At 68.2% G+C, this 15,955-nt stretch carries 14 protein-coding genes; 3 read left to right on the forward strand and 11 right to left on the reverse strand.

Going from position 1 to position 15,955, the window contains the following annotated elements; all coding sequences use genetic code 11:
• Positions 1 to 16: 16 nt before the first annotated feature.
• The 8 genes from DAT35_RS18595 to DAT35_RS18630 all read right to left on the reverse strand — a co-directional run bounded on the left by DAT35_RS18595 (position 17) and on the right by DAT35_RS18630 (position 8,258).
• Entirely contained in the window at positions 17 to 565 is a 549-nt protein-coding gene (locus tag DAT35_RS18595; RefSeq protein ID WP_108068353.1) for a thiol-disulfide oxidoreductase DCC family protein, read from the reverse strand.
• A gap of 8 nt (positions 566 to 573) precedes the next feature.
• Positions 574 to 1,032, reverse strand: a complete 459-nt coding sequence (locus tag DAT35_RS18600; protein ID WP_108068354.1) for a hypothetical protein — start codon at positions 1,030 to 1,032, stop codon at positions 574 to 576.
• Between the two features lie 155 nt (positions 1,033 to 1,187).
• Entirely contained in the window at positions 1,188 to 1,862 is a 675-nt protein-coding gene (locus DAT35_RS18605; RefSeq protein WP_146209768.1) for a hypothetical protein, read from the reverse strand.
• A gap of 14 nt (positions 1,863 to 1,876) precedes the next feature.
• Positions 1,877 to 3,571, reverse strand: a complete 1,695-nt coding sequence (locus DAT35_RS18610; RefSeq protein WP_108068356.1) for a hypothetical protein — start codon at positions 3,569 to 3,571, stop codon at positions 1,877 to 1,879.
• A 123-nt stretch (positions 3,572 to 3,694) separates the two neighbouring features.
• Positions 3,695 to 4,369 carry a hypothetical protein gene (locus tag DAT35_RS18615; RefSeq protein WP_146209769.1) on the reverse strand — a complete coding sequence of 225 codons (675 nt, stop codon included), beginning with the start codon at positions 4,367 to 4,369 and terminating at the stop codon, positions 3,695 to 3,697.
• 14 nt (positions 4,370 to 4,383) lie between these two features.
• Positions 4,384 to 6,081 (reverse strand): hypothetical protein, encoded by a 1,698-nt coding sequence (locus DAT35_RS18620; protein WP_108068358.1) that lies wholly within the window; start codon positions 6,079 to 6,081, stop codon positions 4,384 to 4,386.
• Positions 6,082 to 6,093: 12 nt separating this feature from the next.
• Entirely contained in the window at positions 6,094 to 7,539 is a 1,446-nt protein-coding gene (locus DAT35_RS18625) for a serine/threonine-protein kinase (RefSeq protein WP_108068359.1), read from the reverse strand.
• Entirely contained in the window at positions 7,536 to 8,258 is a 723-nt protein-coding gene (locus DAT35_RS18630; RefSeq protein WP_158501771.1) for an RNA polymerase sigma factor, read from the reverse strand. The genes DAT35_RS18625 and DAT35_RS18630 overlap by 4 nt, the downstream gene beginning before the upstream one ends.
• Before the next feature lie 276 nt (positions 8,259 to 8,534).
• Between DAT35_RS18630 and DAT35_RS18635 the strand changes: the two genes are divergently transcribed.
• Complete coding sequence (locus DAT35_RS18635; RefSeq protein ID WP_233261541.1) at positions 8,535 to 8,969, forward strand: hypothetical protein; 435 nt, start codon at positions 8,535 to 8,537, stop codon at positions 8,967 to 8,969.
• 93 nt (positions 8,970 to 9,062) lie between these two features.
• Here DAT35_RS18635 and DAT35_RS18640 read toward each other — a convergent pair whose 3' ends face one another.
• Both DAT35_RS18640 and DAT35_RS18645 read right to left on the reverse strand, forming a co-directional pair.
• Positions 9,063 to 9,806: a helix-turn-helix domain-containing protein gene (locus DAT35_RS18640; RefSeq protein ID WP_233261542.1), complete on the reverse strand. Its 744-nt coding sequence runs from the start codon at positions 9,804 to 9,806 to the stop codon at positions 9,063 to 9,065.
• A 257-nt stretch (positions 9,807 to 10,063) separates the two neighbouring features.
• Positions 10,064 to 13,255, reverse strand: coding sequence for a serine/threonine-protein kinase (locus DAT35_RS18645; protein ID WP_108068363.1), 3,192 nt, complete (start codon positions 13,253 to 13,255; stop codon positions 10,064 to 10,066).
• A 158-nt stretch (positions 13,256 to 13,413) separates the two neighbouring features.
• On the opposite strand from DAT35_RS18645, the gene DAT35_RS18650 reads away from it, so the two are divergent.
• Positions 13,414 to 13,632 (forward strand): hypothetical protein, encoded by a 219-nt coding sequence (locus DAT35_RS18650; RefSeq protein ID WP_108068364.1) that lies wholly within the window; start codon positions 13,414 to 13,416, stop codon positions 13,630 to 13,632.
• The gene (locus tag DAT35_RS18655) at positions 13,629 to 14,438 is read left to right on the forward strand and encodes a GNAT family N-acetyltransferase (protein WP_108068365.1); all 810 of its coding nucleotides are present in this window, start codon (positions 13,629 to 13,631) and stop codon (positions 14,436 to 14,438) included. The genes DAT35_RS18650 and DAT35_RS18655 overlap by 4 nt, the downstream gene beginning before the upstream one ends.
• Here the strand turns inward: DAT35_RS18655 and DAT35_RS18660 are convergent.
• Positions 14,328 to 15,938 (reverse strand): Dyp-type peroxidase, encoded by a 1,611-nt coding sequence (locus tag DAT35_RS18660; RefSeq protein ID WP_108068366.1) that lies wholly within the window; start codon positions 15,936 to 15,938, stop codon positions 14,328 to 14,330. The two genes, DAT35_RS18655 and DAT35_RS18660, sit on opposite strands and share 111 nt — an antisense overlap.
• Positions 15,939 to 15,955: the final 17 nt, after the last annotated feature.

A 15,955-nucleotide genomic window follows, 5' to 3' on the forward strand; every position in this document is an offset into this window, starting at 1 on the left:
CGAGCCGCGGGAGCCCTCAGCCCGGCTCCAGCGCGCCGACCACCTCCGCCAGACAGTGCGGGCAGGCGGCACGTCCCTGAACCATGGACCTGCCGCACCCCGCGCACCGCACCATGCTAGGCAGGCGGCAGGCCCCGTCTTCCGGGGCACACTTCGGAACATCGGGGGCTCCGGCCTGCTCCAGGTCCCTCCGTACGACTTCGTCCTCCAGGTGCAGCCAGTCGGACAACCGGCGGCGGTTGTTGGAGAGCAGCTCGAAGGCGTTGCGCGCGAGCGGCATCAACGAGGGCCGGGACAACCGCTGTGCCCACGCCCGGTAGTCCTCCAGCGCCCACAGCACCATCAGCCACGCGTGGGTGTCCCGGTAGACGCCACCCTCGTCGTCCACCACCACGAGCTCCTCCGGGCCCGCCGAGCGGCGCAGCCCGGGAAAACGTCTCGCCGCCTCCTCGCTCCCAGCCGGGAGGCACTCGAGCCCCACCAGCGTGCGCTGCACCCCCAGCCACCGGGCACAGCCCACACAGAAGCCACACGTCTCGTCATACAGCACGCAGAGGGCACGCATGGCTCGCCTCACACCCCCTCGGCCACAGGAGCCGGCTGCGGAGAAACCCGGGTGAACTCGCGCGGCAGCACGGGCGGCGGCTGCTGGCGCATCTGGCCCGAGCGGCGGATGCGATTGAAGACGTACAGGTTGAAGAAGTGCATCGCCCCCAGCACGACCATCACCTTGCCCACCTTGCCGCAGACCAGCTCGATGACCTCCTGCACCGTCCAGATGGTCTGGTACTCCTTGAGCGACAGGGCAACGTACCCGATGTTCATCAGGTAGAAGCCCACCACCAGCAGGTGGTTCACCGAATCCGCCAGCCGCTCCTTGCCCAGGAAGGCATCGTGCAGGAAGTGCGAGCCGTTGCGTTGCAGCGTCTTCGCCACCCAGATCGTCAGCGTGATGCTCACGAGCAGGTAGAGCAGGTAGGCAGCCACCATGAACTGGCTCGACACGGGGGTCACCAGCGCGTTGGGTTCCATGACTCGTCTCCCTCGGAGAGCGCGGCCGCCCGGGGCTCCAGTGCCCCTCCTGGGTTGGCGCCGCCCTCCCCTTTCATCAGGGAGTACCGGAAGGAATTTTCGCGGTTGCGGGGTGCCCGCTCATTCACACGGCCCGGATGTAGGCAGGGTATCGGTCACATGCTCGCGGCTCGGAGCTTCGCGATCCACTCCCGGATTTCCTCATTGGTCCTCCGAGCCGCGACTCCCTCCTGGAACATCAGGAAGTCGAAACGACCTTCCACGATCATGCCCATCAGCGCCCGGTCGGCGGCGATGATCTCCGGCACCTCCCAGGGAAAGACGGGCCATGTACCGCGATCCTCACTGAAATCGGGCATCTCGTAGATGAACTCCAGATAGCGGGCGTAGGTGTCGAAGAATCGGTCCACATTGGAGGCAATGGGGAGTGCGTAGATGTCTTCGTAGGGGTCGACCTTGACGACCGGTTGGAGGCCCTGTGCATCGGCCAGGCTCGGCACCGTGGCGTAGCAATAGGACGAGGCATCCCGGCATCCAAAGATGAGAAGGGATCGGAAGGGCTCGGGCCAGTAGGGCTGAATCTCCTCGTTCGCCATGAGGATTCCATTCACCTGCTCATCACAGGGTTCCACAAGAAGATCGAAGTCGAGATAAAGCCCGCCCAGTCGCGAATAGAAGGTCGCCAGCATCGGGTCGAAGGGTCGGCCCAGGAGTCGCGTGCCCGCGGTTGGTGCACCTTCCCAGGGTTTTCGAATCTCGGCTCGGATGGGGTACTTCCCGCAGGCTGCCAGCAGCCTCTCGAGTCCAGGCAATGACATTTCGTTCATCATGCGCCTCTTTCGTCTCACCTCGCGACCAGGGCACGGACATCAGCCAGCGCCGCCGCTGTAGCCCTTTCGAGCAGAGCGTCTGACTGGCTCGGCTCGTAGACCTTGTTGAACCAACGCTCGAAGTGCCGCCGGGTGACGGCCGCTATCTGCTGAACCTGCTCGGGACTGGCCTTGTCGCCAGCCTCCATACGAAAGGCATTCCACACTCTGTTGATACCCTCATGAACGGGCTTTCCCAGTGCCTTGAGGTTGGCAGCAGCGTTGATGTCCAACTCGGGGAAGAGGTGGGCATACTCCAGGGGAATGAGGTGGTGGACGTCGTATCGTCCCCAGGCGCCTCGAAGCACTCCATTCAGTTCAGGATAGAAGACCCCATAGAAATCGTCTTGAGCCTTGGCCCTGAGCGCATCCTTGGCCTTCTTGTCCAATTTGACGGTGAGCGACTGCTCCATGCGCCGCAGGAGTTGGGTGAGTTCGTTGCGCTCGGCGGCGGAGAGGCATTCGAAGCCCTCCGTCTCCACCTTCACGAAGAGCCGCCGCAACAGTTCCTGGTCCGCGCGCCCCGCCCGAACGAGTTGCGTGCGCAACCAGCGCATCCCCGCGGCGCCTCCCCGGGTCGCCACCCGCATCACCGAGGGCGCCACCGCTTCGAAGGCGACGTGCAGGCCCTTGCCCACCAGTCCCCCGATAACGCATAGGGCCACCTGCTCCAAGGTGAAGGCGCCCGCCAGCTTCACCGAGTCCACCATCTCCTCACGGTAGTGGTGGAAGATTTGTGCGTGCAGCAGGCGGTACTCGCGCAGCACGTCCTCTCCCGCTTCATCCACCGGCTCCGGCCGGAGCGTCTCCGCCCGCTCCACCCTCCAGTGGGAGGTGGCGCTCGTCCCTCCGTGCATCCCGGACAGTTCCAGCCGCACAGTGCGTGGGCCCAGTCCGCGCATGAAGGGCAACAGGGTCAGGGTGAGTGCCTCGGCCACCCGAGCGTCCGCTGGGCGCACCGTGCCACCTCCAGCGGCGTGGTAGGGCCCCATCTCCCAGCCCGTGAGCCGGTCGTCCTCCAGCGAGAGCTCCACCCTCATGCGCGCCGAAGCACCCGCGGGCACCTGGAGCAGGCGCACCACCTGCTTCGCCATGGCCTGCACGGCGGAGAGCGCCCTGGACGAATAGCCCGTGCGCCGCGCTGGCAGCTTTCTCGCCTCCGGGGGCGCATCCATGGGGAGTGCCTCATAATCCACCCGCCAGCGGCTCTGCTCCCGGTGCAATGTGAAGCCGAGGGCACCTGTACGAGTCTCGGCGAGCGTGAAGAGCAACTCTCGCAGCCCGCCCGTGAACGCCTCCGCCTTCGTCGGCTGGCCCGCCTCTCCTCCAACCGCCCTCCGACGGACGGACAGCAGCGTGAGGGCCCCACGCTCGGCCCAGAAGGTGAACTCCAGTACCGAGCCCACCTGCCCCTCTCCGCTGGCCACTGCCCACATCTGCCCCAGCGCCCACTCGACCTCGGCCCTCCGAGCCCCGGCTTCCTCAACCCATTCGTCAGCGGATGGCGAGGCGCTCGGGTTCGCGGAGACGAGGGTGGCCTCGCTTGGAAACGACGCACTGGCCGGCAGGGCGAATCCTCTCCCGTTCTCGTGCTGTGTCGTGGCGCACCCCTGCACCATCAGCATCGCGAGCCCCACCGCCACGGCCCGCCAGCACGCCCTGCGCGTCATCGAGGATTCCCTTCAGGGCTGCCAGCGCCACAGGTAGAGGCCGAACTCGAGCACCGGGGTGTCAGCATCAGGGCGAGCCTGACCTATATCACCGGCTCGCGGGAGAGTTGGGCAGAGTATCCGTTACGTGCTCGCGGCCCGGAGCTTCGCGATCCACTCCCGGATTTCCTCGTTGACCCTCCGAGCCGCGACGCCCTCCTGGAACATCAGGAAGTCGAAACGACCTTCCACGATCATGCCCATCAGCGCCCGGTCAGCGGCGATGATCTCCGGCACCCCCCAGGGAAAGGTGGGCCATGTACCGCGATCCTCAGAGAAATCGGGCATCTCGTAGATGAACTCCAGATAGCGGGCGTAGGTGTCGAAGAAGCGGTCCACATTGGAGGCAACGGGGAGTGCGTAGATGTCTTCGTAGGGGTCGACCTCGACGACCGGTTGGAAGCCCTGTGCATCCGCCAGGCTCGGAACCGTGGCGTAGCAATAGGCTGACGCCTCTTCGCCCCCGAAGACGAGAAGCGACCGGAAGGGCTCGGGCCAGTAGGGCTGAACCTCCTCGTTCGCCATGAGGATGCCATTCACCTGTTCATCACAAGCATTGACATAGAGGTTGAGGTCGAGCAGGAGCCCACCCAGTCGTGAATAGAAGGCGGCCAGCATCGGGTCAAAGGGTCGGCCCAGGAGTAGCGCGCCCGCGGTTGGTGCACCTTCCCAGGGTTTTCGAATCTCGGCTCGGACGGGGTACTTCCCGCAGGCCGCCAGCAGCCGCTCGAGTCCAGGCAATGAGATTTCTTTCATCATGTGTCTCTTCCCTCTCACCTTACAACCAGGGCACTGACATCCTCCAGCGCCGCCGCCGTGACCCTTTCGAGCAGAGCGTCTGACTGGCTCGGCTCGTAGAGTTTGTTGAACCAACGCCCGAAATGTCGCTGGGTGATGTCCACCATCTGTCGAACCTGTTCGGGACTGGCCGTGTCACCCGCTTCCTTGCGGAAGGCATTCCATATCTTGTTGATACTCCCATGAACGGGCTTGCCTAAGGCCTTGAGGTTGGCGGCAGCGTTGATGTCCAACTGCGGAAACAGGTGGGCATACTCCAGGGGGACAAGGTGATGGACGTCGTATTGTTTTCCCTCAACGTCCCTCAATACCCTCTCCAGCTCGGGATGGAAGGCCCCGTAGAAATCAGCTTTAGCCTTGGCACGAAGCGCGTTCTTGGCATCACGGTCCAATTTGACGGTGAGCGACTGCTCCATGCGCCGCAGGAGTTGGGTGAGTTCGTTGCGCTCGGCGGCGGAGAGGCATTCGAAGCCCTCCGTCTCCACCTTCACGAAGAGCCGCCGCAACAGTTCCTGATCCGCGCGCCCCGCCCGGACGAGTTGTGTGCGCAACCAGCGCATCCCCGCGGCGCCTCCCCGGGTTGCCACCCGCATCACCGAGGGCGCCACCGCTTCGAAGGCGACGTGCAGGCCCTTGCCCACCAGTCCCCCGATAACGCATAGGGCCACCTGCTCCAAGGTGAAGGCGCCCGCCAGCTTCACCGAGTCCACCATCTCCTCACGGTAGTGGTGGAAGATTTGTGCGTGCAGCAGGCGGTACTCGCGCAGCACGTCCTCCACTGCTTCGTCCACCGGCTCCGGCCGGAGCGTCTCCGCCCGCTCCACCCTCCAGTGGGAGGTGGTGCTCGTCCCTCCGTGCATCCCGGACAGTTCCAGCCGCACAGTGCGTGGGCCCAGTCCGCGCATGAAGGGCAACAGGGTCAGGGTGAGTGCCTCGGCCACCCGAGCGTCCGCTGGGCGCACCGTGCCACCTCCAGCGGCGTGGTAGGGCCCCATCTCCCAGCCCGTGAGCCGGTCGTCCTCCAGCGAGAGCTCCACCCTCATGCGCGCCGAAGCACCCGCGGGCACCTGGAGCAGGCGCACCACCTGCTTCGCCATGGCCTGCACGGCGGAGAGCGCCCTGGACGAATAGCCCGTGCGCCGCGCCGGCAGCTTTCTCGTCTCCGGGGGCGCATCCATGGGGAGCGCCTCATAATCCACCCGCCAGCGGCTCTGCTCCCGGTGCAATGTGAAGCCGAGGGCACCTGTACGAGTCTCGGCGAGCGTGAAGAGCAACTCTCGCAGCCCGCCCGTGAACGCCTCCGCCTTCGTCGGCTGGCCCACCTCTCCTCCAACCGCCCTCCGACGGACGGACAGCAGCGTGAGGGCCCCACGCTCGGCCCAGAAGGTGAACTCCAGTACCGAGCCCACCTGCCCCTCTCCGCTGGCCACTGCCCACATCTGCCCCAGCGCCCACTCGACCTCGGCCCTCCGAGCCCCGGCTTCCTCAACCCATTCGTCAGCGGATGGCGAGGCGCTCGGGTTCGCGGAGACGAGGGTGGCCTCGCTTGGAAACGACGCACTGGCCGGCAGGGCGAATCCTCTCCCGTTCTCGTGCTGTGTCGTGGCGCACCCCTGCACCATCAGCATCGCGAGCCCCACCGCCACGGCCCGCCAGCACGCCCTGCGCGTCATCGAGGATTCCCTTCAGGGTTGCCAGCGCCACAGGTAGAGGCCGAACTCAAGCACCGGCGGCGTCAGCATCAGAACGAGTCCGGCCCACACCACCGGCTCGCGGGAGAGTGGACGCTGGCGCCGCCACGCCTCCAGGGTCGAGACGCACAGAAGGTAGAGCGCCGACAGCTCCAGCAGCCCTCCCACCAGCGGCATGAAGGGAGGCATCGAGATGCCCGCGCCCCACTCCAGCACGCCTCGCAGGGCGAACAGGCCCGAGCAGGCAATCGTCACCCCCAGGAAGGACCGGCCCTCGTGCAGCGGCACCTCCGGCGCGGGCGCATCCAGTCCCTCGTGGCGCCAGTGTCTGCGCAACAAGCCATACGCCGCCAACGCCACCGCGAGCCCCGCCACCGCGCCGAGGATGGGGCCCGTCTCGAAGCGCGCCCGTGTCACCCACCGGCCATCCGCCAGTCTCGCCGCGGGCTGCATGGTGAGGGGATCCAACTCGTGCGGGGCCAGCACCCGCGGCGTCACCGACACGACGAGCGCCCACAGCACCAGTGCGCACGCCACCGCCTGCAACACCGCCACCGCCCTCAGCCAGATGGCCTCGTCCGGAGGCAGGGCCGCCTCCGCCGCTCCGTCCGCGAGCCGCCGCAGGTCCAGGCCCAGTGCCTGCGCGCTCGCGTAGCGCCGTGACGGTTCGAGCGCCACCGCCCTGCGCACCATCGTCCCGAGCGCCCCCGTCAACGCGGGCGCCCCCGCCACCGGTGGCCGGCCCGTCACCATCTCGTGCAGCAGCACCCCCACCGCGTACACGTCCATGCGCGGGTCCGGCGGCGCTCCGGCGAGGGCCTCGGGAGCCATGTACTCAGGCGTCCCCACCACCGCGTGCGCGGCGGTGAGCGTGTCTCTCGGCCCCTCCTGCCGGACGATGCGGGCAATCCCGAAGTCCGTCACCTTCACCCGGCCCTCTCCGTCCATCAGGATGTTGGCCGGCTTGATGTCCCGATGCACCACGCCTCGCGCATGCGCGTAGGCCAGCGCGTCGCACACCTGGAGCGCCACGCGCACGGCCTCCGCCGGAGGCAACGGCAGTACCTGTGCCAGGGAGCGGCCCTCCACCAGCTCCATCACCAGGAAGCGCTCGCCCTCCTCGTCACCAAAGTCGTGCACCCGGACGATGTTCGGATGATCCAACAGTGCCAGGGCCCTCGCCTCCCGCGCGAAGCGGGCCTGCGCCTCGGCGCTCGAGGCGGCCTCCCCCGCGAGGAACTTCACCGCCACCGGCCGATCCAACCGCACATGGCGCGCCCGGAAGACACGGCCCATGCCTCCCCGGCCGATCTCCTCCTCCAGCTCCAGCGAGCCGATGCGCCCCGGATCCTCCATGTCCTCTCCCAGGAGGCAGCCGGGACATACCGCCAGGCGCTGGCCATCCACGGGCGTTCCGCAGCGCGAGCAGCGGGCACTCATCGCTTCAGCACCCGGAGCAGCTCGGCGAGCTCGGCCTCCGCCTCCTCCGGCCCTCCCACCGTGTCCGCCACTTCCTCGCGCACCAGCTCGCGGTAGCGCACCCGCGCCCGGTGCAGGAACGTCTTGAGCTGCGGCAGGGACATGCCGTGTGCCTCCGCCGCCTCCCGGTAGCTCGGCGGCTCACCCGGGCGGAAGAACTGGAGCACCAGGTCGAAGGGGCCCTTGCGCGCTCCACTGTCGTACTCGGCCTTCAGCCGCTCCAGGGCGCGCTCCATGACGCTCGAGGCCCATTCCCGCTCGAAGGCCTCGTCCGGGCCCTGGGCATCCTCGGAGGCAATCCGCTCCGCCAGCTCGAAGTCCAACGGCAGGGCCACCACGCCCCCTCCGCGCCGCGCGGCACTCTCCCGCTCGTAACGGTGGGCGAGGTGGTTGCGCGCGGCCGTCAGCAGGTAGCCCCGCAACCGGCCCTTCTCGGGGCTCAGCCGCTCGAGGAAGTCGTGCTCCAACAGCCGCACCAGCAAATCCTGCACGGCGTCGCGCGCGGGCTCCGCGTCCAGCCCCTGGCGGCGCATGAAGACGTAGAGAGGGCGCCAGTAGGTGCTCAGCAACGACTCGAGTGCCGCGCGGCGGGCCTCCGGCGATACCCGCGCCGAGCGGATGAGGGTCCAGCGCGTGGGTGGAAAGGAGCCCGGTCCTTCCTCTCGCGGATCTGCGCTCATGGAAGAGGTTCTAGCGCAAACAGGGGGAGTCCTTCCCGGGGGGCGGGCACCTGACCTCCAGTGCACATCTACTCCGGGCTCTGCTCGCTGCCGGACACGGCTCCTCCGCCCGCCGAAGCGGCGCATCCGTTTCACTGGAGGAAAAGGCACCAGCGCATTGCCCGGACACCTTCCGCTCTCTAGCTTCCCGCACCCGAAGCCACACCCCCAGTCGCAGTCACGCGAGGACGAACCATGACCCCTGCCTCTCAGATGAGCATGCCGATGCAGCCCGGAATGAACCCGATGATGGGCGGCATGCCCATGATGGGTATGAACCCGATGATGGGCATGAATCAGATGCCGATGATGGGCATGAACCCGATGATGGGCGGCATGCCCATGCCCATGCCCATGATGGGCGGCATGCCCATGCCGATGATGGGCATGAACCCGATGATGGGCGGCATGCCCATGCCGATGATGGGCATGAACCCGATGATGGGCGGCATGCCCATGATGATGCCCATGATGATGCGCATGCCGATGATGACCCGGATGACCTGTGAGATGGGCAAGGACGGCATGATGTGCCGGATGATGCCCATGGATCAGGGCCAGATGGAGATGATGAAGGACTGCTGTGACGCGATGAACTCCATGATGGCCATGGGAATGCCGGTGATGATGATGTGCAACGGCATGCCCATGATGATGTGTACCGCCAAGTAGTCCCGAGCCCCCGAGGGCCAGAAACGCAAGAGCCGGCGTGGCGCCCCGAGGGCCCGCCGGCTCTTCGTGTTTCCATCAACGCGCGCCGAGCGCCTAGCCGACCGTCTCCGCGTACGTCATCACCAGGTACATCACCGCGTCCACGTTGCCCGTGTTGCGGTACACGTGCGCCACGTCCGCCTCGAACAGGATGGCGTCTCCCGCGTGCAGCACGTGGTGCTCGTCCCCGCGATCGATCTCCACCGTCCCCGCCGTCACCACCAGGTTCTCGATCGTCCCCGGCGGGTGCGCATCCGCCCGCTCCACCGCGTGCGCGGCCAGGTGCAGTTCGTAGAACTCCACGCGCCGAGGCTCGTCGAAGGGGAAGAGCGCGCGCGAGACGAAGCTCCCGTCATGCGACGCGAGCCGCTTCGACTGGTTGGAGCGCATCAACCGGGTGCCGCTCTGCGCCGTGGTGCTGATCAGCGCCGAGAACGGGATGCCCAGCGCCCGGGCGATCTTCCAGATGACGTTGATGGTGGGCGCGCTCTGCCCCAGCTCGATCTGCCCCAACATGGCCCGGCTCACCCCGGACGCCTTGGAGAGCCGCTCCAGGGACAGGCCCCGCTGGGTGCGCAGGCGGCGCAGGTTGCGGCCGACGATGGGCGCCAGGTCCGTCGACGCGTCCGCATGCGCCACCTCGTAGGCCCACTCCTCCTCGGCGGAAGGAGCCTCGGGCGGAGAGACGGCCTCCTTCCCGGTGTCCTGCTCGCGCTTCTTTCCCCGGCCCTTGGCGGGAGGGGGGGGCGTCTCAGTCTCCTCCGGCGAGGGAGGCGTATTTTCCCGAACCGATTTCACGTGGGCCAGACCATGACCCACACCCACACTGGCGTCCAGAGGCTCATGGGGGCGGGCGACCGAGTCGACGAAGGCCTGGACTCACGCCGCTTCCGGAACTCATCGAGGTTGATCACTTCGGCAGCCTGGCTCATGACGGGATGGTTTCTCCGATAGCGGAACCATGTCCGCCGTAGCGGACGGACGCAATATCCGTTTTAACGGATGCCCTGTCAATCCTTCCCGCCAGTACGAGGGCCGGCCAGGGGGCAACCCCCCTAGCGGCCGCCATGGGACGCCAGCCAGGCCGCGACACGCGAGGACTCCTGTTCCTTGCGCGCCGTGAGGAGCTCGCCCTGCGCCTGGGAGGCAAGCTCCCGGGCGTGTGCCCGCTTGTCCTCCGCTCCCCCTTCCCAGAGGGCCCGCGCCAGGAGGAACCGGACGTCCGCCGCCTTCTCCGGGGCGACGAGGGGAGAGCCGCTCAGCGCCAGCGCCCGCTCCAGCGGCGCGATCGCCTGGGCCGGAGCGTTGAGTGCCACCTGGCAGCTGCCAATCCCCGCCAACGGCCCGAACAGGTTGGGATGCTGCGGTGACGGGGCCTGCTTCTCCCGCGCGGCCAGGGCCCGCTGGTAGTGCTGCAGCGCCTGCCGGTGTTGGCCGCCCTCCAGGTACCAGTCGCCCAGGCCCTCCTCCACGAGCGCCATCTCGTGGGAGTTCCCCTGCGCCTCCTTCCCCACCAGGGCGAGCGCACGCTGGTAGTCGGCCAGCGACTCGGCACGCCGGCCCATCTCCCGCAGCACCTCGGCGCTGTTGAGCAGGGGGTAGAAGGGGTCATCCGGATTGTGCTCCGGCGCGGACTCGGCGATCCGCAACGCCCGCCGGAAGCGCTGAAGGGCCTCGTCCTTCCTGCCCAGGCCCTTCAGCGCCAGCCCCACGCTCACCAGACTGTTCACCACATCCGTGTGCTCGGGCCCGAAGGCCTTCTCGCGGATGGCCAGCCCCCGCTCGGCCACGGGGAGACACTTCTCGTACTGGCGCAGGTCGCAGTAGCTGGAGCTCAGGGAGTCCAGCGTCGAGGCCACCTCCGGATGCTCCGGACCCAATCCCGCCTCCCGCGCCGCCAGGGCCCGCTGGAAGTAGCCCACGGCCGCCTCGTCATCCCCGGTCTTCTGCGCCAGCATCGCCAGGTTGTGCAACGCGTTGGCCGTCTCCGGGTGGTTGGGGCCCAGCGCCTTCTCGTAGATGACCTGCGCCTGCTCCAACTCCTTGCGCGCCTCGTCCAACCGCCCCGCCTTGACGAGCGAGGCCCCCAGGTTGTTGAGGATCGCCGCCACCTCTGGATGGTCGGGCGGATAGACCTTGCGCCGCAGCGCCACCACCCGGCGGAAGTACTCCATCGCCTCCTCCGTCTTGTCCTCGCGCATGAGGATGGCGCCCAGCGCGTTGGTGACGAAGGCCTCGATGCGATCATCCCCTCCCATCCGCTCCAGCACCGCGCGGGCGTGCTCGGCCCACTCGCGGCTCTGCGCGAAGCGCGCCTGGAGCATCCCCGAGCGCACCAGCCGGGCCGACGCCGAGGCGATCACCTCATCGTCCCGGCCCGCCTCCGCAGCCCACACCGCCTGCCGGAGCGTGGCCTCGGATGCCGCGAAGTCCCCGGCCTTCTCCTCCAGGGCCCCGCGCAGCTCGAGCACCTCCGCCTGCAACGGACGGTAGTGCAAGGCCTCGGCCTCTCCGGCGAGCACCTTGACGCGCTCCAGGGCGGGCTTGAACTGGCCGCTGTCGAAGAGGGCCCGGGCCTCGGCGAACCGGACCCGCAGCTGCTCCACCTTCTCGCGGGTCGCCGCGTCCTCTGGCGGGCGGACGGTGGCCCGCAGCGCCTCCACGTTGGCGCAGCCACTCAAGGGCGGCAGCGAGTGGGCGGCCTTCGCCGCCTGGTCCACCAGCGCCGCGTTGGCGTGGGCGTAGACGTCGGTGAGCGCCTTGAACGACTGCAGCCGCCGCTCCAGACACGCCATGCGCAGCGAGAGCACCTCGTCGGACTGCTCGCCCCGGACGCGCGTGGCCTCACAGGCCTCGGCGTGCATGGCCACCCACTCCTGGGCGTAGGTGTCCAGCACCTGCGCCGTGCGCGTCCAGGACTCGCCCGCGTTCGGCTTGCCGGTGGCGAGGAAAGCCTGGCCCAGCACCCCTCCCCGAGCGGTGTCCCACAGTCCCTCCAGGCGACGGGCACCGCCCCGGCAGGGCTGCTCGGGCGGAGCGCGGAGCTGGAGGGGCAACCCCACGCCCAGGGAGAGCAACAGGATGCACGCGGCGGCCATCAACCATTGGCGCTGGCGCATCGGCAGGGTCTGTCCGAGCGCCTCGAGCAGCGCCTCCATGGAGGGGAAGCGCTGCTCGGGCTTCTGATCGAGCCCGCGCAGCACGATGCGCCGCACGCTGGCGGGCACCCGGGCGTCCCGGGGAGGCTCCGGGGTGCGCCACGTGGAGGGCGGACCCGGAGTCCGGCCATAGGGCCGATCCCCGTAGAGCGCCTCGTAGAGGGCCACGCAGTAGCTGAACTGGTCTGCCCGCGCGTCGAAGACGCCACCGTACGACTCCGGCGCCATGTAGGCCGGCGTGCCGATGACCAGGCCCACCCGCGTGAGGGGTGTATCCAAGGGGGAGCTGCCCCGCTCGGGCAGCGGGAGCAGGGCCTCGGGAGCGGGGTCCTCGGGAACGGGAGGCGGAGGCTTCGCGGAGGCAGGGGCGGAGACCGATGCCTGCCGGGCCAGACCGAAGTCGAGCACGCGCACCCGCCCGTCCTTGCCCAGCAGCACGTTGTCCGGCTTGAAGTCGCGGTGCACCAGGCCCGCCGCGTGCGCGGCCGCGAGCCCCCTCCCGGCGGCGACGAACACCTCCACCACTTCGCGCCAGGGACGCGCCCCCTGCTTGAGCCAGTCGCGCAGCGAGGGCCCCTCCACCAGCTCCATGGCGATGAAGACGCGCTCCCGCCACGTTCCCACGTCGTAGATGGAGATGACGTGGGGATGGGACAGGCGCGCCATCGCCTGCGCCTCGCGCAGCAGGCGGGCCTGTCCACCGCTCTTCTCCACCTGGTCGGACCCCGGATGGAGCAGCTTGAGGGCGAGCTTGCGGTCCAGCTCCGGGTCATACGCGGCGTACACCACGCCCATGCCACCCGAGCCCAGCTTCTCCAGCACCATGTAGCGCCCCACCGTCGCGCCGCGCGGGAGCGTCTCCTCGGGAGGACTCTGGGGCAGGGGCGCGGGCTCCGGCACCACGTTGGTGGGCACGTCCTCCGACGAAGAGGAGGAAACACCACTGCGCACCAGCAACCGGCTGCACGAAGGGCACTTCTCCGCATGCGCGAGCAGCCGCGCGACCTCCGCCTCCGGAAAACGTCCCGAGGCGGCTTCCCGCACGAAATCCTCCTCGGGGCAGATGCTGTCGTTCGGGCTATCCACCATTCGCCTCGTCCTTCTTGGTGCCTCGACCATTCTGACCCGGAGTGCGGAGCGTTTGCCACCCCGTAACAATTGGAAAAACGGCAATCCCCGCTCCAGGAAGAACGAGACAGGAGGGCCCTCGGAGCTGGCGTAGGCTGCGCGGCCCGGAGAGCTCGCGAGTGCCCACCGACCCACGCGATTACATCCCCGACGTGCGCGACGGACTCACCCGCGTCGAGCGCGTCATCCTCCATACGCTGCACCGGCTCGAGCGCGAGCGCGGAGGCCGCTCCGTACCCTCCATGATGCTCTACGGGTACGTCGTCGAGCAGCTCGACATCGGTCCCGACGAGTTCCAGGACGTCCTCACGCGCATGGTCGGACGGCGGGTCCCATGAACATGCGCAATGAGACACATCCCGGAGACCCCTGGGCCGACGCGGGGTGCCCCCGGTACACGGTGCGGGATGCGGAAGGAGCCCCGGTGCTCACCCACATGCTCACCACGCGCGAGGGGCGGCCCTGGGCGGACCTCGTGTGGCGCATCCCCGGCGTGGAGGCACCCCGCTGCGCGGACGCGCTGCTCCCGGCCCTGCGCGGGTGGGCACTCTCCACGAATGACGAGGCACTCGCCGTGGCACTCATCGGCCGGGGCGCCCGGGTGGTGAGGTACGCGCACAGCTACTCGCGAGACCTGCGCACCGCCCCCGCTCCCTCCACCTGGGAGACTCCCGAGATGCCAGCGGGCTGCCGCCTCACGCCGGTGGACCGGAGCGCCGGAGAGCTCGTGCCCCCGCTGCTCATGGCCTATCCACCCGCCCACCCGGACCACTCCGGCTGGACGCCAGAGGAGGCCCGCCAGGAGGTGACGCGGATCCTCGCCGGGGAGGCGCTCGGCCCGTTCCTGCCGTGCAGCGCGCTCGCCGTCGAGGGAGACACGGTCATCGGGGCCTGCCTCATCACCCACCGTGAAGGAACCCCGCCCCACGGGGGCCCATGGGTGACGCAGGTATACCGGAACCCCGCGCCCCGGTATGCCGGGGCCGGAGCCGCACTGCTGCGCCGAGCCCTGTGGCTCGCAACCCAGGCGAAACTACCGGCCCTGAGCCTCGTCGTGAGCGATGGCAACCTGGCGCGGTGGGTATACGAGCGGCTCGGCTTCCTCCACGTGGGCGCCTCCCGCACGCTCGTGCTGCCGGACTGACCGGGCGGGGACCCTCCACGTGCTCAGGAACCGGAGCGCCCGGATTCCTGGCAGGAAGAAGTAGGCCCCACCCCGAACCTCGATGAAGCGGGTCAGCCCCTCGATGCGCTGGCACACCGGGAACCCGGGAAGGGACACCGAGCAGGGCTCCGGCGGGCCCTCTCCCTGCTTCAGGAGCGGGCGCGCATCGGGGTTGTCCCCGGCGATGGGATCCTTGCTGTCATAATACCCTCCGAACTTGGTGCTGTTCAGCCAGCTGTGCTGGATGAACTCGAACTGGCGCCGGATGTTGGTGTTGAGGGCGACAAAGAACAGCCCCCGCTGGTCCCTGCCCTCCGCGTCCTTGCCGTCGGTGTAGACCCTGCCGCGACGGATGAGCTGATGGCGGGCGACCACCTCCAACGAGGCCTCGCGGTCACCGGGGATGAGCGCGTCCCGCGGGTTGCTGCGGCGGATGTGCGAACCCACGGGGCACTGTATCCCCTGGAGGTCCTGAGCATAGGCGAAGCAGTTGTTGCGGCTGTCATCCCCACCGAGCTCCTTGTCATCCTGCTCTGGAGTCAAAACGAGCGGCGCGCCGCTGCGCCAGCGTCCCATGAGCCTGGCGGCCAGGAGCTCCTGCTCCCGCGCGTCGTCCCCTCCGTGCTGTTTCAGGAACGCATTGAACGCCTCCACGTTCTGCCACAGCTTGCGGATGACCATGTAGCTCCCATTGCGGCCCAGATCCTTGCGTGAGGAGCCTGGAGCGGCGTCGGGCAGCGCATTGCCGGCGTCCCATGCGGCGGGCACGGTCGGCGAGAGGGGCTTCTGACCATAGGTATTCTCGTAGCCCAGGATGAACTCTCCCGGCTTGATGACCGGGCCATGGGTGGCGGGGGGGCCGTTGCCTTCGATGCACGGCTCGGTGATGCCATCCCTGAAGCCAAACGGTTCCTCGAAGCCCTGGCGATCCTCCGTCGGCATCAAGAAGACGTCCTGGTGGAACACCGCCGTCAGCCCGTGCTTCTCGTACCGCGCACGATGGCGTTCGTGGAACTGCTCCAGCCATCGCTTGTCACTCCTCCTTCCCGCAGCGAAGAGCATGAGGACGAGGTGGATGTCCTTCTGTTTGATCTGCTCCTCATCTTCGCCCATGCCGCCGAACTCCCAGAGCTCGGGTGCGCTCCGGCCGGTGTCCCCGAGGATACGCGAGCGGTGGACCCGGGCCATTCCCTCCAGGAATTCCCGGGGGAAGGAGTCTTTCAGTTCCTCCTCCGGGAACCCGAGTGCTCTCAACCCATCGGCGGTGAACGCGATGTGCAAGGCATCGAGATTCCGGGCCGTGAGCCGGGTCTGGCGGATCCACGCCTCGGTGGTGATTCTGTCCGCGATTCCTTTCAACCAGTGCCTCGCCGCTTCCGGGTCGCCCACGCGAAGGAAGACGTAGCGGGCGAGCCGCAGGTTTCCGTACCCCGTGAAGATGAGCGCCTGGATGTCTTCAAAATCGAGTTGCTCTCTCATGATACAATTCCTCTCAA

The organism is Vitiosangium sp. GDMCC 1.1324, assembly GCF_003044305.1.
Classification (GTDB): domain Bacteria; phylum Myxococcota; class Myxococcia; order Myxococcales; family Myxococcaceae; genus Archangium.